This is a genomic window from Endozoicomonas arenosclerae, from assembly GCF_001562015.1.
GTDB lineage: Bacteria > Pseudomonadota > Gammaproteobacteria > Pseudomonadales > Endozoicomonadaceae > Endozoicomonas_A > Endozoicomonas_A arenosclerae.
Window position 1 is genome coordinate 12,738 of sequence record NZ_LASA01000012.1, and the last position, 18,726, is coordinate 31,463.

Consider the following 18,726-nt stretch of genomic DNA (forward strand, 5'->3'; position numbering starts at 1 on the left):
ATGGGTAGTTCTGGCGTTCATTATGGATTCAGCACATGACCACGTTGACTGCCAGTCCGCCGGTGGCGGTTTCCTTGTATTTATCCTGCATGTCCAGACCGGTTTGGCGCATGGTTTCTATCACATTGTCCAGTGATACCCGGTGCTGGCCTGTCCCCTGTAGAGCCAGTCTTGCGGCATTAATCGCTTTGACTGCTCCCATGGTGTTTCGTTCTATACATGGCACCTGAACCAGTCCGCCGACCGGGTCACAGGTCAGGCCCAGGTTATGCTCCATACCGATCTCGGCGGCATTTTCTATCTGTTCATTGGTGCCGCCGAATACCGCACAGAGTGCTCCTGCGGCCATTGAGCAAGCGACACCTATCTCTCCCTGACAGCCGACTTCAGCTGCAGAAATGGAGGCATTTTTCTTATAGAGCATGCCAATAGCGGCGGCTGTCGCCAGGAATATCTGGATACCTTTATCTGAGCTGCCCGGAATAAAGCGCGCATAATACGCTAAAACGGCTGGAATAACGCCTGCTGCACCGTTTGTTGGGGCGGTGACGACCCGTCCACCCGCAGCGTTCTCTTCATTAACGGCCAGTGCAAAAAGGCTGACCCAGTCCATGCTTTCCAGGTCATCACGCTGTTCCGGGGGCTTATTCACCAGGCGTTTATACATTTCACTGGCACGCCGCTCAACATCAAGGCCGCCCGGGAGTTTGCCGGTTTGGGCACAGCCTCGCTGAATGCATTCATCCATCACTTGCCAGATGGCCATCAGATCTTTGGGAATGTCTTGGCTGCGGCCCAGGTATTTTTCGTTCTCAAGTACCAGCTCAGCAATGGACAGGCCACTGTTATTACCGTGATCCAGTAAATCCTGACCGTTTTCGAAAGGGTAGGGAATGGGGGCTGCCTGATGGCTGGTGGACTGGCTGGAGGAGGCTTCCTGTTCATTGAGGACAAAACCACCACCTACCGAGTAATACTGATTCTTATAAAGGGTATGGCCTTCGGCATCCAGTGCTGTCAGAGACATGCCATTGGGGTGGCTCGGCAGGGAGTTTCCAAAATGAAATTGCAGATCCGTATCAAAATAGAACGGGATATCCCTGACTCCGCCCAGCTTCAACTGGTCATGGGCTTTTATAAAGGCTACGTATTCTGGCACTTTATCCGGGTTAACACGGTCAGGGTGTTCCCCCAGCAGTCCCAGCAGTACCGCTACATCTGTTGCATGACCTTCTCCGGTCATGGCCAGGGAGCCATAAAGGTCGGCTTTTATGCGGTGTGTCTGTTTGAAGAGTTGGTTTTTGTGGAGTTCATCCAGGAAGCGATTGGCGGCCACCATGGGACCCACCGTGTGCGATGACGAAGGTCCGATTCCAATTTTAAAGAGGTCGAATATGCTCAGTCCCATGCTGTGGCCCCGCCTGTTTTCTTATCTCATAAAAACCGTTTATATCTTAGGCATTTATCGGTACTGCTGTCTCGAGATTCATCCCTGACTGGACAGGAGCCGATGTTTTTCCTGGATAAGTCCCCTCAATCACAATAATTGAATAAACTTCATCATGCATTCAGGGTATTTGCAGAGTATCAAAACTGTAGGTTTCATATCAACCCGTTTGTTTCCAATAGGAAACATGTGGTTGTGAGGTACAAAGAGTTAACAATTCGCTCGAAGAGGTTTCTATCGGAGAACCGCTTGCGCCAGACAGAGCAAGTATTATTCATTAAAAAAGACTGTTAAAACAGTAAGTATTAAAACAGATAGCGGCAAGATTGTAGCGGCTGAAGCACTGTTCGGAGTATATACTGCCTTGTTGTATGCTGGTTTGTGTACTGGTTTCCAGTTCGGACGGTACCAGCAAGTCGTCATTTGCACTGCCTTCTGCACTCACCCGATAAATCCTGACCATACGATCGCGCCCGCCAGCCGCCAACAGTATTTTCCAATTGAAAAATGAGCCTGAAGAAGAGTGCATGACTCCGGCCTCAGGCTGGTCGTTCATAGATGACTGTTTGTAAGTTCTCTCTGGCGTTTTGAAGCCTTTGTGCCGCTTCATTCCACCAACGCATTGTCATTACTGTGCCGGAGACGTGACTTTTTGAGGGCTATGTGAAGCTTTTTCAGCAGCTTGGCCACCTTTTTGAGCCTTTCCAAGGGAGCGGTAACGGAAATGGCTGAGAGTTAACTCTATCCACCGGTAACACTCGTCTTTAGACTCCCAGCCAGGTTCTATGTCCAGGACATGTTCAAGGAAGTCGTTGACCTGATCCAGGGTCTTGGTGAGTTTGGTGTTCATGATGATTTTCATCCTTTCATCATGAACGACATCCTGGACCTTTACAGGCTCAGTTCGTATTGGAAACCGGTCTTCTGTTCAGGCTCATTTCAGGATTGGAAAATACTAAGGAGACAAAGGCTTGATCCGCCGCTACCTGACCATTGCCAGTGGCTACTCGAGAGCCCAGGTGACTCGACTGATCAACCAGTACATCAGTAAAGGCAGCGTGAAGCGTCGCCAGTGTACGACAAGAGGCTTTCAGACTCGCTACACCAAAGCCGATATACGACTGCTGGCTGAAACCGATCGGCTTCACAGTGACCTGAATGGCCCTGCCATAAAGAAAATCTGTGAGCGGGCTTATCAGCAAGGCGACCAACGCTACGAGCGTCTGGCGACTATCTCTATCTCCCATCTCTACAACCTCAGGAAGTCGGTCACTTATGAACGGGTAAGAGGGCATAAAGACACTACTCGGGCGTCGCAAAGCACTATTGGCATACGCCGCCGTCCGAACCCCGAGGGACAGCCAGGGTTTATCCGCGTGGATACTGTACATCAGGGTGATAAGGACGGCGTGAAGGGACTCTATCACATCAATGCAGTTGATGAGGTCACCCAGTATGAGGTGGTTTGCACGGTTGAAAAAATCAGTGAACGGTATCTGATACCTGTTCTGGAGGGCTTGTTGGCAGGGTTTCCGTTTAATCTGCTGGAGTTCCATTCAGATAATGGGTCAGAGTTTATCAACCACAACGTGGCGAAGTTGCTGAACAAGTTGAACATCCAGTTGAGTAAGTCTCGCTCCCGTCATAGCAACGATAACGCCCTGGTAGAAAGCAAGAATGGTTCGGTCATCAGGAAGCTGTTGGGTCACGCTCATATACCCCGGCACCATGCCAAACAGTTTAATCAGTTTGACCGGGACGACCTGACTCCTTATCTGAACTACCACCGCCCCTGTTTTTATCCAGAAACCCGGATGGACGCCAAGGGCAAGGAGAAGAAGGTGTACCGCTATGAAAACATGATGACCCCTTACGAAAAGTTCCTGTCACTGAAGGAACCAGAACAGTACCTGAAAGAAGGGATTACACTGGACCAACTAAAGGACAAAGCGGAAGCCATGACCGATAATGAAGCGGCCAGAAAGCTGCAACAAGCCAGAGAAATCCTGTTTCAATTAGTTCATGAGCGACAAGCCGAGGGTTAGGTAGTAGTACCTGCCTTCAGGCTCATTTCAGGATTGGAAAATACTGATGCTATTGAGCTCTTAGTGATTCAGTGATAAGTTATTAGTCAGAATTCGGTTATTTGCGCCCTGATTGCTTTGCAGTCGGGGCGTTTTGCTTTCTGGGGTTCGGCAAGGCTTGACCTGTAAGCCCAGGTGACTTGAACCGATCAAGTGAACCTCAATCAATATTATGACTCCCGTCAGGCTCAGGCTTGCTCGGGAGTTTTTTGTTTCTGGATATACAATGTTGCTTACCCTTGAACGTGCATATCTTCCTCATTGCACAATAGGGCAGCTGCTCGTGCCCGGTCATAACACCTATGCAACCATTGAAAGACCATGGAAAGGGAATCAACCCTTTGAGTCCTGTATTCCAGAAGGAGTCTACGACTGTCAGAAGTTCAGTGGCAACAAGTTCAAAGACGTCTGGCAGTTAATGGATGTACCAGAGCGTACTTACATACTGATTCATCAGGGCAACAAAGCAGCTCACGTTCAGGGCTGCATCGCAGTCGGCCAGACTCTCTCTGATAATCTTTTCGCAGTTCATAACTCAGTTAAAGCCATGAATGAGCTGAGAGAAGTTCTGCCAGATGAATTCCAGATTCGTATCACAGTCAATCAGCCGGAGTATCCGTAATGCTGGGATGGGTTGGAGCGGTTACAGGTCTGATTGGTAAGGCTATCGATAAGGCTGTGCCAGATAAGGATAAAGCTCAGCAGCTGAAAGCGGATATTACAGCTGAACTAATTTCACTGGATAAAGCAGAGCTTGAGCAAGCTGGAAAGATCATTACAGCAGAAGCTCAAGGCGATAGCTGGCTTCAGCGTAACTGGCGACCCATTACTATGCTGACATTCACCGGGCTGGTTGTTGCTCATTGGTTGGGTTGGACTGCACCAGGGTTGTCTGAAGAGCAAGTCATTGCTCTTCTCGGAATTGTTAAAGTCGGTCTCGGCGGTTATGTCCTTGGTCGAAGTGCTGAAAAAGTGGCTAAGGAGTGGCGCAAGTGAATGAGCACACTGAGTGGCTAGAGCACCTTATTCGTCTCTTCATGAGTTTTGTGCCTGTCAGTATTCTCGCTTGGATAGGTGGAACCGCTAAGTATCTTCACGATCTGCAGTCCGGAAGAAAGAAACACAGCTGGCCAGGTTACCTGATCAGCTCAGTTATGTGTGCTCTAACTGGAATTATTGTCGGTGAATTCATTCCTGAAACAATGCAAATGAGAGATGGCTTGATAGCTATGTCTGGCGTATGTGCATTTCAGCTTCTCACTGTTCTGGAAGATACCGGAACCGGGGTATTGAAAAAAGTCATCACCAGAGAAGGAGAGAAATAACATGCGCTCATTGATCCTGATTGCAATCATCATGCTTACTGGCTGCACCTCAATGCCTGAGCAAAGAGTAGTTCAACACACCAAGGCCACAAAGTGCATTAATGCCGGTCCTGTTAAACAGTGCACTGAGCAGACCATCAAAGTTTGGGTTGAGTAATGTCCCTTTCAGGCAGGCAACAAAGATTTGTTGATGAATACCTGGCTAATGGAGGAAAGGCATATCCAGCAGCATTGGCAGCCGGTTACTCAGAAAAGTACGCCAAGGCTCAGAGTCATAAACTGTTGGATAATGTTGGAATTGCAGAAGCGATTAAGGCCAGTCAGTCTGAGCTCAAAAAAGAGCTGGGCATCACCGCCGAATGGAAGCGGGACCAGTTAAAAAACATTATCGAGTCCTGCACCAAAACAATCAGTATCACTAAAGGCAAGGGCGAAGAAGCAACCATCATCAATACGATGGACGACCCAAAAGCCGCTATTGCTGCCATTGCAGAGCTGAACAAGATGGATGGCGATCTGGCAGCTATCAAAACAGAGAACAAAAACGAAAACACTCACCGTCTGGAAGATATGTCGGAAGAAGAATTGAATGACCGCATCGCTGAGCTTGAAGGAAAAAAGGGAGCTGCTTGAGCTTCTGGAAGAGAGAGCGAGGCGGGAGAAGTACAACCAGATCAGAAATTACTTCCCTGATAATGGCCCCCTGAGAAGGGGACTCTACAAGAAGCATATGGAGTTCTTCAAAGCTGGAGCTATTCATAAAGAGCGCCTGTTTATGGCTGGTAACCGGGTTGGTAAATCTGAATCAGGTGGAGGCTATGAAGTAACCCAGCATCTGACAGGGAGTTATCCGGATTGGTGGGAAGGAAAGAGGTTTGACCAACCGAATGTATGGCTGGCTGCCGGGGATACCGGAACGACCACCAGAGATATTATTCAGGCAAAGCTACTGGGCGGGCTTTGGGGTACAGATGAATTTGGTACAGGCTTGATTCCCAAGAGCAGATTAAGCGTCAAGCCAACAATAAAGCGCGGCTTGCCTGATGCTTATGAAGAGATCCGAATTGAGCATGAGAGTAGCGGCTATAAAGCAGAGTATTCAACTTTAATGCTCCGATCTTATGAGCAAGGTCGAAAAATCTTCCAGGGCTTTGAACTGGATGGTGCCTGGCTCGATGAAGAAGTTCCCCACGATGTTTATTCAGAAGCATTAACCAGAACAATGACCACGAACGGAATTGTGATTATGACTTTTACGCCGCTCAGTGGTTTGACTCAGTTGGTTAAATCATTCCTGAGCAGCAAGAAAGAGCAGGAGCCAATCGTCGTATGAGTCGTTATGTGGTTCAAGCTGGCTGGGATGATGTGCCTCATTTAAGTGAGCAGGCAAAAGCGGATCTGGAAGCGTCTTATCTTCCCCATGAGCGTGAAGCCCGTAGATTGGGAATGCCCGGATTAGGAGAGGGTGCAATTTATCCGATTGCTGAGAAAGAAGTTGTTTGTGACCCCTTTCCAGTGCCTGAGTATTTCGCCAAGGCATACGGTCTTGATGTTGGATGGAAGAAAACAGCAGCCATTTGGGGAGCCTGGGAAAGAGAGACAGATATTATCTACTGCTACTCAGAGCACTATCGGGGGCAGGCAGAGCCATCGGTCCATGCGTCAGCTATCAAAGCTCGTGGCGATTGGATGCCAGGCATTATTGATACAGCTGCCAGAGGAAGAAGCCAGATTGATGGTAAACGCCTCTGGGACTTGTATGTACAGGAAGGCCTTGATCTTCACAAGGCGAACAAGGCAGTAGAAGCGGGAATTCTAGAGGTCTATCAAAGACTCTCAACCGGTCGGCTGAAGTTCTTCAGCACACTGCAGCACACCATTGCTGAATACCTGCTTTATCACCGAAATGAGAAAGGCCTGATCGTCAAAGAAGATGATCACTTAATGGATGCCCTTCGTTATCTCTGTATGGGTATCAAGATTGCCAAAACCAAACCTATCCCACGACAACGCATTTCTTCTGGTATTGCAGACTCTACAGCAGGTTACTGATCAACATGGAAAATACACTCACTGAAGAGCAGATAGACAAGCTTCAGGAGCTTGGCTTGCGCCTGCAAAAAACCTGTGAGGAGAACGCCAATAAGCGCCATGAAGTGGATGAGCGTATGTTGGAAGATTTGCGACAGTTCCACGGAGAGTATGATAGTAAATTAAAATCTGAGCTTGAGGCCTCTGGTGGATCGCAGCTGTTCAGAAATGAAACGCGGCCAAAGTGTCGAGTAGCCTCTGCCCAATTGTCAAAGATGTTACTGCCGACTGATGATAGAAACTTTGGAGTAGAGCCCACGCCAGTTCCTGATGCTGAAGGGCGAGAGCTTTCAAAAGAGCAGGCTAATAAGATCAAAGAAGCATCTAAGGAAGCTGCAGAAAAAATGCAGCGGCAGATTGATGATGATTTCACTGAGTCGGGTTATCACGAGAAGTGTCGGAAGATAATCAAAGATGCTGTTAAGACTGGAACAGGCATTATAAAAGGTCCGGTCATTGTTAACCGAACACGACAGGCATGGGTTAAAAGTGAAGATGGAGAACATGTCCTTCAGTCTGTAGTAGAGCCAAGACCAGGTATCGAATATGTCAGCCCTTGGAACTTCTATCCGGATATGTCTGCCTGCGCCCTGGAGGATGCAGAGTTTATTTTTGAAAAGCTGCCTTGGACGAAGCGAAAGCTCAGAGAGTTTGCAAAGCTTGAAGGTGTCAATCAGGAAGCTGTAAAGGAGCTATTGAATGGTGGAGCCCAAAGCACACACTCATCCATTAAGGACTACACCAACGAGCTGAGAGAGATTACTGGCGTCAGCTCTATCATGCGAAAGAGCCTCTATGACATCTGGCTTTATACCGGACCGGTCACAAGAGATGAGCTGATAGTATGCGGCTGTGAGTTTGAAGAAGATGATGATCAGGAAGAGTATGACGCTCTGATCTGGTTTGCCAATGGCAAAGTGTTGAAGGCGGTCATAAACCCTCTGGACACTGGCGAGTATGATTACTCTGTCTTTTGTTGGGAAGAAGATGATAGCTGCATCTTTGGTTTTGGTGTTCCTTACCAGCTCCGTCATCCCCAGAAAGGAACAAATGCAGCCTGGCGCATGCTGTTTGATAATGCCGGTCTGTCGGCTGGCCCACAGATTGTTATTGATGAAAGTGCTGTAGAGCCGGTTAATGGGGTCTGGAAACTTGAGCCCCGGAAAATCTGGCGAAAGAAGCAGAATCTTTCAGAAGGGCATAACACGCCATTTGAAGTTCATAACATTGATTGTAATCAACCTATGCTTGCTGCTCTTCTGGATTTGACCGGGCAGGCAGGTGACGAAGAGGCCAATATTCCACTGATCGCCCAGGGAGAACAAGACTCTGCCACAACAAAGACTATGGGTGGAATGCAACTGCTGGCGAATGCCGCTCTGACAGTCTTTCAGGAGCCTGTGAAGCATTTTGATGATGGTGTAATCCGCACTATGGTCAAGCGCTTCTATGATTACCAGATGCAGTATGGCTCTGATTCTAGTATCAAGGGTGATTATCAAATCAAAGCCCGTGGCAGTAGTGTTCTTCTACTGAGAGAAGTTCAGGCTCAGGCATTGATGCAATTCCTTTCGCTTGCTCAAAATGACCCGGAAATCAGGAAGCGTACTGACTTTTCAAAGCTTGTTCCGGAAATAAAGAAAGCTATGCAAATGACCGCTGCAGGCATCGTCATTGATGAGGATCAGGTAAAGGCAAATGAGAAGGAAAGCGGTCAACAGCAAGATCCTAATATTATGGCTGCCCAGATACAGCTGCAATTGAAGAAGAAAGAAATGGAATTCAAGCAGCAGCTCGAACTCAGGAAATTGGACCAGGATAGAGAGCTGAGAATGTATGCCATCGCTGCCGCTAATGATATGAAACTCAATGAGCTTGAGCAGAAGCTGGGGATTGAGGAGCAGAAGATTCAAGCTCAGCGAGATATTGCCGCGCTTTCGGGAACCTTGAAACAGAATGAAATTAACCTGAAAGCTGAAACAGGGTCTGGAATCTAAACATGATTGATAAAAATAGCCCTACCTGGCAAAGCATAGAAAAGTTCATCAAAGAAAAGCGTGAAGCAGCTGTATCTAGTCTGATTTCTGATAATAAATGTGAGCAGCAGCGTGGTGCTTTGAAGCTTCTCGAGGAGTTGGAAGAGCTTGGAAGTCCAAAGCCCTCAAACATGAATACACCCTCCGTGAATTACTGATTAAAAAAAGACTTTAAAACTGCCCGGCAATCGCCGGGTTTTTTGTGTCCGGTAGGCCGCTTATGACCAAGCCGCCAAGGAGAAAACGATGAGTGATGATCAGCAAACCGTAGAAACTACTGATGATTTTGATGCCGCATTTGATGCTTATGCAGAAGGCCGGGAGCCTGAAGATGTAGCTTCCGAAGAGCAGGAGAGCAATGCCGCAGAAGAAACAAAGTCAGAAGCAGATGAAGCGGAGGCTGATGTATCTGCAGAGCAGGAAGAGGATGCTCAGGAAACAGAGGGTGAAAACACCCAGGAAACAGGGGAGGAATCGGCCAGCGAAGCGGATGAGCTGCAGGGTGGTGAAAAAGCGTCTGATAAGAAGCAAGACGACACCAAAGATGATTACTGGAAACACCGGTATGAATCAGACATTGGTCGCGTAAATGCGTATCAGAGAAAAGCTGATGATGCTGCCCGACAGGTTGAAGAGCTCAGAAATGAGCTGGATAAAGTCAAGGCACAGCCGCCAGAAAAGGCCGCTGAATCCGACGAAAAAGAAGTAAGTGGTGTTGATATTGAAGGCATTAATCTGGATGAGGTGAAAGAGTTTTCTCCAGAAATACATGCTGTCCTCGTTCAGCAGCAACAGAAYGCTNAACRNNCNNRNGAGCGGCTGAACACTCTCACAAACCAGTTAAAGGAAACACAACAGGCGCTACAGGAACGAGTTGTTGATGATCATCTTGCCGCTATTACAGCCGCTCACCCGAACGTCAGCGAACTGGTTAATGCCCCTGAATTCATCGACTGGCTTGAAAAGCAGCCGCCCGCCATGAAGCAAATCCATCAGGATGGAAGTACTCAGGATGTTATCTGGATGTTTGATCAATACAAAGCATTCAGTAGCAATGATTCGGATAAGGCAAAAGCGGAAGCCGCTCAACTCAAACGTAATGAAAGGCTCAAGAAGTCTGCAACCATCCCTAACCGGCAGCCTGCCACCCAGAAAGATGATGGAGCAGGAGACTTTGAGTCCGCATTCAACCATTTTGCATCAAAGAAAAAACAAGGTGATTAAGGATGACTACAACCAAGTACGGCGATATCAATCAGCGTACAGCTGCTTGGGCAGCCTCTGAAGCGCTCTCTCATGCAGAGCCTGTAACAGTGCTGGCTCGATATGGTATGCATAAGCCAGTACCCAAGAATAAAGCCCAGTCTGTAAAGTTCCGCAGAGCGGTGCCATTTGCTCCTGCTATGACACCCTTGGCGGAAGGCGTGACACCTGCCGGTCATAAAATGCAGTACGAAGATGTTACTGCCACACTGACTCAGCATGGTGACTATGTTGAGATTACTGACGTTGTTGAGGATGCTGCTGAAGATCCTGTACTGAAGGATGCCAGTCAGCTTAACGGTGAGCAGGCCCAGCTAACACTGGAAATGATCATCTGGGGCAAGATCAAGGCAGGAACCAATGTGTTTCGTGCTGGCGGCGTTGCTGCACGTAATCAGGTGGACACTAATATCAATCTGACAGAGCAGCGTGCTATCACTGCTCAGCTCAAGCGCAACAAAGCCAAGCGTGTGACTTCCATGCTGTCTGCGTCCGTGAAGATTGACACCACTCCAGTCGCTGCAGCCTATATCGGCCTGGCTCATACCGATGTTGAAAGCACCATCCGGGATATGGAAGGCTTTGTGCCGGTTGAGAAGTACGGTTCCATGAAGGCCATGCCTAACGAAGTTGGTAAGGTTGAAGATGTACGTTATGTGCTCTCTCCTGAACTGGAGCCCTTTGCGGGTGCAGGCAATGGTGGAAAAGATGTTTATCCCATTATCTACATTGGCAAGGAAGCCTATGGTTGCGTACCTCTGAAGGGTAGCGAAGCCTTTGAACCAAAGGTTCTGAACCCTGGGGCCCCTCGCGGTGGTGACCCTCTGGGTCAGCGTGGTTCCGTTGGCTGGAAAAGCTGGATGACTGCAGCCCGACTCAATGAGATGTGGATGGCTCGCGCAGAAGTCACCATCGAATAAAATCTGTTTATGAAATAACCCCAAAGACCTCAGTCATCGACTGGGGTCTTTTTTTTGAAATCTAATTAAAGGACAAGAGCGTGAGTGAGAAACTGGAAGCTTTGAAAAAGCAGGCTGATGAATTGGGTGTCAGTTATAACGGCAATATCGGTGAAGACACCCTGCAGAAGCGTATTGATGAAGCCCTGGGCAATTTTGACAACTCAGACAATGGCGATACTCCGGGTGCCTCCGATTCTAAGCCATCTGAAGAGCAGGAAGAAACTGTAACCATTAACCTGCAGCGTGATGAGAAAAATCCACATGACTTGCCGGTTGGTGTCAATGGAAAGGTTTTTTTGATCCAGCGTGGCGTAGATGTAAAGGTGCCCCGGTCAGTCTACGAAGTTCTGAAAGACTGCACTGAAGATCATTACGATGAGGAAGGTAAAAAAACTGCAAGACAGTCTTATCCCTTCACGGTGGTGGTGTAAGTGAAAGTTCGAGATATTCTCGACAGTGTTCGGCAGTCTCTGCAAGACGTAGAGCCTGCCGGGTTCAATGCTGCTACTGACACCTGGGAACCTTTGTGGTCAGATCAGATTCTTCTGGATGGTTATAATCGTGCCAGGCTCTGGCATGTGCAGCAGCGACCGGATACCTATGCAGTAACAACGACGTTTAGCTGCAATGCTGAGAGTGAGCAGACTGTACCTGCAGAAGCGTATAGATTACTGGGCGTTCTGGAAAACACCTCGACAGGCCGGGTAGTCAACCCGACAACCCGCGACGACCTGACTTCTCTGATTCCGAATTGGTATAGCAATGCAGGCTCAGAAGTTGAGCTTTATTTTACCGACGAGAGAACACCTCGCTCTTTCTGGGTGTACCCGAAGCCGCCAGCAGATCATGAGATAAGGTTGCAGATTTCCCGAATTCCTTCATTGGTTTCTTTGGCTGAAGTGGATGATAGTGGCTCACCTGCAGAGCTGGATTTACCTCTCGTTCATCTGCCCAGTATTGAGCATTACATTCTGTTTCATGCGTATATGCAGGACATTGAAACAGAAGGTAATCAGGTTCAGGCGCAGAATCATATCAAGCTGGCAGCCAATGACCTTGGGTTGAGCTGGAATATTGATTTGGTATTCAGTCAACCAGTGAAAGGAGATGCGAATGGCTGAGTTGAAACAGTTTTTTCCATCGGTTCAGCCATGGGTAAATGGTTGTCCTGATCCGGTGACCGTCAACGCAATCAGAGAGGCAGTCAGGCTGGTGTGTGATGAAGCTCCGGTTTGGCGTGAAAGCCAGATATTGGCATTGGTAAAAGGCATTTCATTGTATGAGCTTGATGTTTCAACTGAGGCTGAATTAGTTACAGTGGAGAGCGTTAAGCTTCAAGAAGCTGATTTGCCCATCAACGACTGGCGATTAAAAGGGGTGCAGGTATTAATACCGGAGCACTATGCAAGCCAGGATACTGTATTGGCAGAAGCCGAGTTATTACTTAGGCCGTCATTGTCGGCAGCCAATATTCCAGACTCATGCTTTTCAATCATCTCTCACGTAGTGCCTTACGGTGCTCGCTGGCAACTTCTTGATATACCCGGGCAGAAGTGGAGTGATCCACTCAATGCTGAAAAGAATAGACGGTTGTTTTATCAAAAACTGTCAGCAATGAGAGCTGAGCTCATCAGTAAAGAGCATCGCCATCAAATGCTTCAGGCTGCCAGGCCGCTTGCATAGGGACGTGATTATGACCCCTCAAAACATAGATCTACCTCCCTTTGTAAGAGGGGATACCTTTGCTATTCCTGTCAACTTCACACAAGGGGGTAACCCTGCTAATCGTTCCGGCTGGGTGCTGTGGTTTACAGTAAAGAACAGTCCACATCAATCTGATGAAGATGCACTGATTCAGAAGAATTTTGCTGTTTCTGGAACCGAGGTAGTTGTCCCTCTGCTGAAAGAAGATACGCAAAGTCTGCCAGCTGCCACTTACCACTATGATCTCCAGCTTGTTTCTGCTTCTGGCGATGTGGTGCAAACCCTGGTTATGGGAAAACTAAAACTGATTGCCGGTATCACGGATCGAACTGAGTAGCTGACTGATGAGTGAACCCATCCTTAATACCATTACGGTTGAATTCTCCGAAAACAATCAGCCGATTAGTGTCGAATTCTCTGCGCCAGAAAACCCGATTGTTGTTGAGTTCAGTAATGAACTGGGAGCGACTGCAGCGATTAGAGAAGCAATTTCAGAAGACCGTCAAGCAGTTGCAGAAGATCGTCGGTCAGCTGCAGAGGATCGTCAGGCAGTAGAAAGCATTTCAAAAGATTTAGCCAGAACTGCTTATGAGATCTGGTTGGCAGAAGGTAACGCAGGTTCAATCTCTGATTTTCTTTTATCTCTGAAAGGCGAAGTGGGCGATACGGGCCCCCAAGGAATCCAAGGTTCAAAAGGTAATAAAGGAGATCAAGGGGAACGAGGCGAGGTAGGTGAGGTGGGTCCGCAAGGTGTTCAAGGTCCACAAGGTATTCAGGGAGATAAGGGCGACAAAGGAGATACCGGAGAACGTGGCCCTCAAGGTATTCAGGGAGATAAAGGGGATACAGGTGAAACTGGTCCTCAGGGTATTCAAGGTTTAAAAGGCGATAAGGGAGACACTGGGGATCAGGGTATCCAAGGCCTGAAGGGAGACAAGGGAGATACCGGCGAGCAGGGTATTCAGGGTATCAAAGGAGATCAGGGTGACCAAGGTATTCAGGGAGTCCAGGGAGAAGTTGGCCCACAAGGTTCGAAAGGTGATAAAGGTGACACTGGAGAGCGGGGACCGAAGGGTGACACAGGAGATGTTTCTAACCACAACCATGACGAAACCTATTTTACACAAGCTCAAGTTAATCAGATTGTCTCTGGCCTAACGGATAGGCTTGCTGCCCTGGAAGGTAAAACCCAGCACATGAGTGTTGAGGGTGTAGATACCGTGTTTACTGGCGTTGTGCTGGCTGATGATTTGGGCAAGAAGGAGTAACTCATGGCATTACCTGAATCTGGTCGTTTGATGCTTTCTCAAATTGCTGAAGAATTCGACAATACTCCTCCAATACGGTTTTCAAATTTCATTCAGTATGCAGGAAGTCGCTTCAGTGATTTTTATGGGGCGAGTAGTAGCCCATGGAAAGAAGAACAGTTATTGCAACCTACCGACTATACAAAGCCTTATTTGTTGGATTGGTCAGTAGCAATCAGTGATGATGGTGCAACAGTAGCTATTGGAACACCAGAAGAGTCTACGGGTGAGAGTACAAGTGGTGCGGTATATATTTTTGCAAAGAACCAGGACGGAGAGTGGGGGCAACAAGCCAAGCTGAAAGCCTCCACGCTACAGTCAAACGCTCGTTTTGGATTAAATATTGATCTTAGTGGTGATGGAAATACATTAATCTCATCAGCCCAGCAGGAAGACACTTCGAACACGAATACGGGTTCGGTTTATATATTCAGGCGGTCAGGATCTGTTTGGTCGGAGCAGGCAAAGCTATCCCCAGATAATCTATGGCGCAACGCACAGCTTGGCTCTTCTGTCAGTATGAATAAAGCTGGAGATGCAATAGCGGTGGGAGCGCCCTATCAGTATATAAATAATAAAGCGAGTGGTTCTGTATTTATTTTTACCTTTTCCGACAGTAGTTGGAACCAAGTTGCTGAGGTTACATCGGAAGATGCTGAGTCCAATGATTACTTTGGTGGAGCTGTCGTTATTAATGACGATGCCAATACCGTTGCGGTTGGAGCTTGGGGTGAAGGTACTGCAGCAAGCAAGACCGGAGCAGCGTATGTTTTTGCAAAAGAGTCATCTAACTGGGAGCAGCAAGCAAAGATTCTACATGATGATTTAGCGGCTGATGATCAATTCGGAAAGCAACTGGCTTTGAATGCTGCTGGGGATACTTTGTTAGCTGGCTCTAGTCGTCAAAACAATAATTTGGGTGCGGTTTATGTTTACCAGAGGAATAACAGTGTTTGGACACTTCAGCAGAGACTAAATCCTGATGGATCAGAGAACCCAGAAAGTTTCGGGTGTTCAGTAAGCTTAAATCCCGCAGGTACTGAGGCTACAATTGGTGCAAAGTATGAGCGGTCAGAGACATACAATAGCGGAGCACTATACTTCTTTGAGTTATCGGATAATACATGGGCCAAAACTCATGTACAAAAACTAAACACCCCCAAGAGTAATGGCTATTTTGGTTACGCCCACAGTGTAAGTAGAACAGGGAATAGTATTGTGGCAGCAAATAAAGAGTCGCATTCAGAGGGTGGTGTTTATATTTTTCAAAAGAAAAAATAACCCCTCCCTCTAACACTCCACTTAATAACTGTATTGATTATGCGCTTTGAAATATCCGGACACACTGGAAGTCTTCCGGCGGTTGATGCTGCCCGTCTTCCGGCCAATGCTGCATCTATTGCAGAAAACTGCCGCGTTGATAAAGGAGTGCTTCAGTCTGCTCGTGGCTTGAAAGATTATCGCGATCTATCTCTCGGTGATGTGAAAACAGTTTATCGATATGGCGCATTGCCAGGAGATATTGAGTCTGGTCACATCTTTGAGTGGAGCGAAGTAGTTGATTGTGTTGCCGCCCCCTTGCCTGAAGATGTTTCTGATACTGTTCTGATTCTGGGTGACGGTGAGCCCAAGATTACACACAATGGTCTAGCTCTTGGGTCAGGCCGCAAGCCATCAAATAGTTACCGTCTTGGTGTTCCGCAGCCAGGTTCTGCCATAGTGGTAAATGTCTCAGGTAATTTTGATGATGGCGCTCGGGAGTTTAATCGTGACTACATGGTGACTTTTGTTTGCCAGGTGGGAGCTTTGGTGATGGAGGGAAAGCCGAGCAATCCCTCGATACCTGTCACTATGCGAACAGGTCAAACTTGTCAGCTGACTGGAATAGTTCAGCCTCCGGCAGGTAATTATAACTTCGTTGGTAAAAGGCTTTATCGTCGAAGTAATTACAGTGGTCCCGGTAGCTGGCAGCTGGTTGCTCAACTGGCGAATACTGTTGATAGTTTCACTGATAATCTTGAAGATACTGAGATTCCCGGATCGCTGCCGGATCAGTCGGTATTCGATGCAGATATGCCAAACAGTCAGCTATTCGCGGCGACGGCATTGCCGAATGGAATCACCGCTTATACAGACGGGGATGCAGTTTACTACGGATTTCCCTATCGCCCTCATGCTGTCGGAGCCTTCAATAGAACCCCTATCAAGCACTGTGTAGGCCTTGGTCATTTCGAAAACATCATTGTTGCACTGACAGCTGAAAACCCTGTGATTATTACCGGCGACTCACCAGCCGGAATGTACCCGGATGAGATCACAAATTCCCAAGGGTGTCTTTCAAGGCGTTCAATCGTGTCTGGCCCTTTTGGCGTGGCTTATGCGTCGCCTGATGGCTTATCTGTGGTCACCGGTGCCGGGGCAGATGTGGCGACAACGGATGTTATTGATCGCGACTCATGGCAAGAGCTGAATCCATCAAGTATTGCCGGTGTGCTTTGGGAGGGCTCTTACATGGGAGCCTTTACCCGGACTAATGGCTCAAGAGGTGTTTTTCTTTTTGATCCCAGGAACCGCAGCCAGGGGATTCTTTTTTATGATCTTGAAGTTGATGCTCTGCATGCTGATGGCTTATCAGACACCGTTTTCGTCGTTTCTGATGGAAAGGTGAAGCTTTGGGACAGAGGTGAAGCTCTTCAGTTTCGATGGCGCAGTGGGGTTTCTATAACTGATCCGATCAAGCTCAGTACCTGTCGGATCAAGTTTGATGGCACGTTTCGTCTCAGGCTCTGGAGAGACGGCATTAAAGTATTCGATGCACCGGTAACTAACCGGGCATTTAGGTTGCCTGCAGGACGTGGAGAGCGTTGGCAGTATGAATTAGAAGGCATTGGAACTATTTATTCAGTTGTACTGGCCAGCAGCATGCAGGAGGTTTGATGAGTAATTACGATTTACCACCACCTCCAAAAACTCAAGACCTGAGCACCCGGCGATTCTTTGATGCAATCAGAAAAAGCCTCCAGGAAATGAATCATGGGCTTGGCCGTGTAAACCAGGCTCTCGGGTTTGGAGAAGTTCAAGAGTCAACAGCTCATTTGTTGAAATCCATTCTACCGGATATGACTCCGCCGCCGGCGCCTCAAATGGTTGAGGTTTCAGCTGGTCTTGGCATCGTCTTCATTAACTGGCAAAACCCTGGGCTTTCTTACAGTTACCGAGCTGAAATATGGAAAGCTGAAAGTAATGATCTGGGGGCTGCAACTCTTATCTGGAGCGGTCAAGGCGTACTTGGTAAAGACTCGGTAGGTAGTGACCTCACCGAACATTACTACTGGGTTCGCTTTGTTCGGGATAATGGGTACAGTCAAGTAGTTGGTCCATGGCATGGAACGAATGGCATCAAGGGCTCAGCGAAGCCAGATCCAGAATATTTGCTCAAGCAGCTGGAAGATAAAATTCAGAATGATCAACTTGATGAGTCTCTCAAAACGCCCATCGATAAAATCCCTTCTATTGAATCTGACTTGGCGCAAGAGATTACAAATAGAATTCAGGAAACAACTTCAATCAGCAGCGGTCTGTCTCAGGAAATTGCTGACAGAATCAGTGCAGTAGCAGGGCTGAATGAGAGTCTATCGAATGAATCTGAGAGAGTAGATGTTGTAGCAGCAGCGTTATCAGCAGAAGAGCAGAACCGTATAGCAGCTATTCAGGCAGAGCAACAAGCCAGAGTGACTCGTGATGAAGAGCTGGGAGGTCAGATATCAGCTGAAGCTTTACGCATTGACACAGTGGCGGCAAACCTTTCTGAAGAAGAAAATAAAAGGATTGCTGCTATCCAATCCGAACAACAGGCGAGAGTTAGTGCTGATGATGACTTGAGCGGAAGGGTTCAAGCAGAAGCTACAAGGATTGATACTCTAGTCTCTGATCTTTCGACTGAAACAGATACTCGGATCGCTGCCATTCAGTCAGAACAAAATGCCAGGGTTACAGCAGACGAAAGCCTATCGAGCCAAATCACAGCTGAAGCTAATAGAGTCGATAAGCTTGCCTCGGATCTTTCGGATGAATCGAGCAGTCGAATCGCAGCTATAGAATCCGAACAGCAGGCAAGGGTAGCAAAAGATAATGAACTGAGTGGCCAGATTACCTCAGAAGCCGAGCGCATCAACGTTGTTATCTCTGATCTCTCCAATGAAAGCCAGGCTCGAAAGGCAGCGGTTCAGGATGAGCAAACCGCAAGAGTAGAAGCGGATAATACCCTAGGAGCCTGTCGGACTTAACCAGCAAAACAGGTAAAATCCTGATTCCAGTACCAGTAACACTCAAAGCACTATGAATAAGTGGAAGTTCAAACCGGTCGACCGAAACACTCCCGACCTTTTCCCTGCCAGCATCCAGGATTATCTTCCAGAAGGTCATATGGCTCGCTTTGTGGTGGATGTTGTTGACCAGCTCGACCTGTCTCCACTGATCAATTCTTATCGAGGCACAGGATCAAAAG

Annotated in this window: 22 protein-coding genes and 1 pseudogene; 20 read left to right on the forward strand and 3 right to left on the reverse strand. The window is 47.8% G+C overall.

Annotated features, from left to right (window positions below; all coding sequences use genetic code 11):
• Positions 1–28 precede the first annotated feature (28 nt).
• The 3 genes from WG89_RS01215 to WG89_RS01225 form a co-directional block, all read right to left on the reverse strand.
• Positions 29–1,408, reverse strand: a complete 1,380-nt coding sequence (locus WG89_RS01215) for an L-serine ammonia-lyase (protein ID WP_062260361.1) — start codon at positions 1,406–1,408, stop codon at positions 29–31.
• A 316-nt stretch (positions 1,409–1,724) separates the two neighbouring features.
• On the reverse strand, positions 1,725–2,057 hold the full coding sequence (locus WG89_RS01220; protein ID WP_062260363.1) for a hypothetical protein: 333 nt from the start codon (positions 2,055–2,057) through the stop codon (positions 1,725–1,727).
• An 18-nt stretch (positions 2,058–2,075) separates the two neighbouring features.
• Complete coding sequence (locus tag WG89_RS01225) at positions 2,076–2,297, reverse strand: hypothetical protein (protein WP_153301355.1); 222 nt, start codon at positions 2,295–2,297, stop codon at positions 2,076–2,078.
• 121 nt (positions 2,298–2,418) lie between these two features.
• Between WG89_RS01225 and WG89_RS01230 the strand changes: the two genes are divergently transcribed.
• From WG89_RS01230 to WG89_RS31915, 20 genes and pseudogenes are all read left to right on the forward strand, one after another.
• The gene (locus tag WG89_RS01230) at positions 2,419–3,492 is read left to right on the forward strand and encodes an integrase catalytic domain-containing protein (RefSeq protein ID WP_062260369.1); all 1,074 of its coding nucleotides are present in this window, start codon (positions 2,419–2,421) and stop codon (positions 3,490–3,492) included.
• 265 nt (positions 3,493–3,757) lie between these two features.
• Positions 3,758–4,153 carry a DUF5675 family protein gene (locus WG89_RS01235; RefSeq protein ID WP_062260371.1) on the forward strand — a complete coding sequence of 132 codons (396 nt, stop codon included), beginning with the start codon at positions 3,758–3,760 and terminating at the stop codon, positions 4,151–4,153.
• Positions 4,153–4,527 (forward strand): 3TM-type holin, encoded by a 375-nt coding sequence (locus tag WG89_RS01240; RefSeq protein ID WP_062260372.1) that lies wholly within the window; start codon positions 4,153–4,155, stop codon positions 4,525–4,527. Before WG89_RS01235 ends, WG89_RS01240 begins: the two co-directional genes overlap by 1 nt.
• On the forward strand, positions 4,524–4,856 hold the full coding sequence (locus tag WG89_RS01245; protein WP_062260374.1) for a phage holin family protein: 333 nt from the start codon (positions 4,524–4,526) through the stop codon (positions 4,854–4,856). Before WG89_RS01240 ends, WG89_RS01245 begins: the two co-directional genes overlap by 4 nt.
• A gap of 1 nt (position 4,857) precedes the next feature.
• A complete protein-coding gene (locus tag WG89_RS30070) occupies positions 4,858–5,013 on the forward strand; it encodes a hypothetical protein (RefSeq protein WP_153301356.1) in 156 nt (51 codons plus the stop codon).
• The gene (locus WG89_RS01250; RefSeq protein ID WP_062260375.1) at positions 5,013–5,489 is read left to right on the forward strand and encodes a terminase small subunit; all 477 of its coding nucleotides are present in this window, start codon (positions 5,013–5,015) and stop codon (positions 5,487–5,489) included. The genes WG89_RS30070 and WG89_RS01250 overlap by 1 nt, the downstream gene beginning before the upstream one ends.
• The gene (locus WG89_RS01255) at positions 5,446–6,189 is read left to right on the forward strand and encodes a terminase large subunit domain-containing protein (protein ID WP_062260377.1); all 744 of its coding nucleotides are present in this window, start codon (positions 5,446–5,448) and stop codon (positions 6,187–6,189) included. Before WG89_RS01250 ends, WG89_RS01255 begins: the two co-directional genes overlap by 44 nt.
• Positions 6,186–6,908 (forward strand): phage terminase large subunit family protein, encoded by a 723-nt coding sequence (locus tag WG89_RS01260; RefSeq protein WP_062260379.1) that lies wholly within the window; start codon positions 6,186–6,188, stop codon positions 6,906–6,908. Before WG89_RS01255 ends, WG89_RS01260 begins: the two co-directional genes overlap by 4 nt.
• Positions 6,909–6,913: 5 nt before the next feature.
• A complete protein-coding gene (locus WG89_RS01265) occupies positions 6,914–8,944 on the forward strand; it encodes a portal protein (protein WP_062260380.1) in 2,031 nt (676 codons plus the stop codon).
• A 2-nt stretch (positions 8,945–8,946) separates the two neighbouring features.
• The gene (locus WG89_RS01270) at positions 8,947–9,141 is read left to right on the forward strand and encodes a hypothetical protein (protein ID WP_062260382.1); all 195 of its coding nucleotides are present in this window, start codon (positions 8,947–8,949) and stop codon (positions 9,139–9,141) included.
• Between the two features lie 1,068 nt (positions 9,142–10,209).
• The gene (locus WG89_RS01280; protein ID WP_062260384.1) at positions 10,210–11,166 is read left to right on the forward strand and encodes a N4-gp56 family major capsid protein; all 957 of its coding nucleotides are present in this window, start codon (positions 10,210–10,212) and stop codon (positions 11,164–11,166) included.
• 80 nt (positions 11,167–11,246) lie between these two features.
• Positions 11,247–11,639 (forward strand): hypothetical protein, encoded by a 393-nt coding sequence (locus WG89_RS01285; protein ID WP_062260385.1) that lies wholly within the window; start codon positions 11,247–11,249, stop codon positions 11,637–11,639.
• Positions 11,640–12,329 carry a phage adaptor protein gene (locus WG89_RS01290; RefSeq protein WP_062260387.1) on the forward strand — a complete coding sequence of 230 codons (690 nt, stop codon included), beginning with the start codon at positions 11,640–11,642 and terminating at the stop codon, positions 12,327–12,329. It begins immediately after the preceding gene.
• Positions 12,322–12,891 (forward strand): hypothetical protein, encoded by a 570-nt coding sequence (locus tag WG89_RS01295; protein WP_062260388.1) that lies wholly within the window; start codon positions 12,322–12,324, stop codon positions 12,889–12,891. The genes WG89_RS01290 and WG89_RS01295 overlap by 8 nt, the downstream gene beginning before the upstream one ends.
• A gap of 10 nt (positions 12,892–12,901) precedes the next feature.
• A complete protein-coding gene (locus WG89_RS01300; protein WP_062260390.1) occupies positions 12,902–13,249 on the forward strand; it encodes a hypothetical protein in 348 nt (115 codons plus the stop codon).
• A 7-nt stretch (positions 13,250–13,256) separates the two neighbouring features.
• Positions 13,257–14,180, forward strand: a complete 924-nt coding sequence (locus WG89_RS01305; protein WP_062260392.1) for a collagen-like domain-containing protein — start codon at positions 13,257–13,259, stop codon at positions 14,178–14,180.
• Between the two features lie 3 nt (positions 14,181–14,183).
• Positions 14,184–15,500: an FG-GAP repeat protein gene (locus tag WG89_RS01310; protein WP_062260394.1), complete on the forward strand. Its 1,317-nt coding sequence runs from the start codon at positions 14,184–14,186 to the stop codon at positions 15,498–15,500.
• Between the two features lie 39 nt (positions 15,501–15,539).
• The gene (locus WG89_RS01315; RefSeq protein ID WP_062260395.1) at positions 15,540–17,156 is read left to right on the forward strand and encodes a hypothetical protein; all 1,617 of its coding nucleotides are present in this window, start codon (positions 15,540–15,542) and stop codon (positions 17,154–17,156) included.
• A complete protein-coding gene (locus WG89_RS01320; protein WP_062260397.1) occupies positions 17,156–18,505 on the forward strand; it encodes a phage tail protein in 1,350 nt (449 codons plus the stop codon). Before WG89_RS01315 ends, WG89_RS01320 begins: the two co-directional genes overlap by 1 nt.
• Before the next feature lie 52 nt (positions 18,506–18,557).
• A pseudogene (locus tag WG89_RS31915) lies at positions 18,558–18,726 on the forward strand (IS5/IS1182 family transposase); the annotation flags it as partial.

What these genes read in the sequence shown, in the direction of transcription:
- WG89_RS01320 (WP_062260397.1), top strand. Translation starts at nt 17,156, where the DNA reads ATGAGTAATTACGATTTACCACCACCTCCAAAAACTCAAGACCTGAGC.
- WG89_RS01225 (WP_153301355.1), bottom strand. Translation starts at nt 2,297, where the DNA reads ATGAACACCAAACTCACCAAGACCCTGGATCAGGTCAACGACTTCCTT.
- WG89_RS01255 (WP_062260377.1), top strand. Translation starts at nt 5,446, where the DNA reads ATGACCGCATCGCTGAGCTTGAAGGAAAAAAGGGAGCTGCTTGAGCTT.
- WG89_RS01235 (WP_062260371.1), top strand. Translation starts at nt 3,758, where the DNA reads ATGTTGCTTACCCTTGAACGTGCATATCTTCCTCATTGCACAATAGGG.
- WG89_RS01310 (WP_062260394.1), top strand. Translation starts at nt 14,184, where the DNA reads ATGGCATTACCTGAATCTGGTCGTTTGATGCTTTCTCAAATTGCTGAA.
- WG89_RS30070 (WP_153301356.1), top strand. Translation starts at nt 4,858, where the DNA reads ATGCGCTCATTGATCCTGATTGCAATCATCATGCTTACTGGCTGCACC.
- WG89_RS01315 (WP_062260395.1), top strand. Translation starts at nt 15,540, where the DNA reads ATGCGCTTTGAAATATCCGGACACACTGGAAGTCTTCCGGCGGTTGAT.
- WG89_RS01270 (WP_062260382.1), top strand. Translation starts at nt 8,947, where the DNA reads ATGATTGATAAAAATAGCCCTACCTGGCAAAGCATAGAAAAGTTCATC.
- WG89_RS01280 (WP_062260384.1), top strand. Translation starts at nt 10,210, where the DNA reads ATGACTACAACCAAGTACGGCGATATCAATCAGCGTACAGCTGCTTGG.
- WG89_RS01250 (WP_062260375.1), top strand. Translation starts at nt 5,013, where the DNA reads ATGTCCCTTTCAGGCAGGCAACAAAGATTTGTTGATGAATACCTGGCT.
- WG89_RS01305 (WP_062260392.1), top strand. Translation starts at nt 13,257, where the DNA reads ATGAGTGAACCCATCCTTAATACCATTACGGTTGAATTCTCCGAAAAC.
- WG89_RS01215 (WP_062260361.1), bottom strand. Translation starts at nt 1,408, where the DNA reads ATGGGACTGAGCATATTCGACCTCTTTAAAATTGGAATCGGACCTTCG.
- WG89_RS01260 (WP_062260379.1), top strand. Translation starts at nt 6,186, where the DNA reads ATGAGTCGTTATGTGGTTCAAGCTGGCTGGGATGATGTGCCTCATTTA.
- WG89_RS01295 (WP_062260388.1), top strand. Translation starts at nt 12,322, where the DNA reads ATGGCTGAGTTGAAACAGTTTTTTCCATCGGTTCAGCCATGGGTAAAT.
- WG89_RS01265 (WP_062260380.1), top strand. Translation starts at nt 6,914, where the DNA reads ATGGAAAATACACTCACTGAAGAGCAGATAGACAAGCTTCAGGAGCTT.
- WG89_RS01300 (WP_062260390.1), top strand. Translation starts at nt 12,902, where the DNA reads ATGACCCCTCAAAACATAGATCTACCTCCCTTTGTAAGAGGGGATACC.
- WG89_RS01240 (WP_062260372.1), top strand. Translation starts at nt 4,153, where the DNA reads ATGCTGGGATGGGTTGGAGCGGTTACAGGTCTGATTGGTAAGGCTATC.
- WG89_RS01220 (WP_062260363.1), bottom strand. Translation starts at nt 2,057, where the DNA reads ATGAAGCGGCACAAAGGCTTCAAAACGCCAGAGAGAACTTACAAACAG.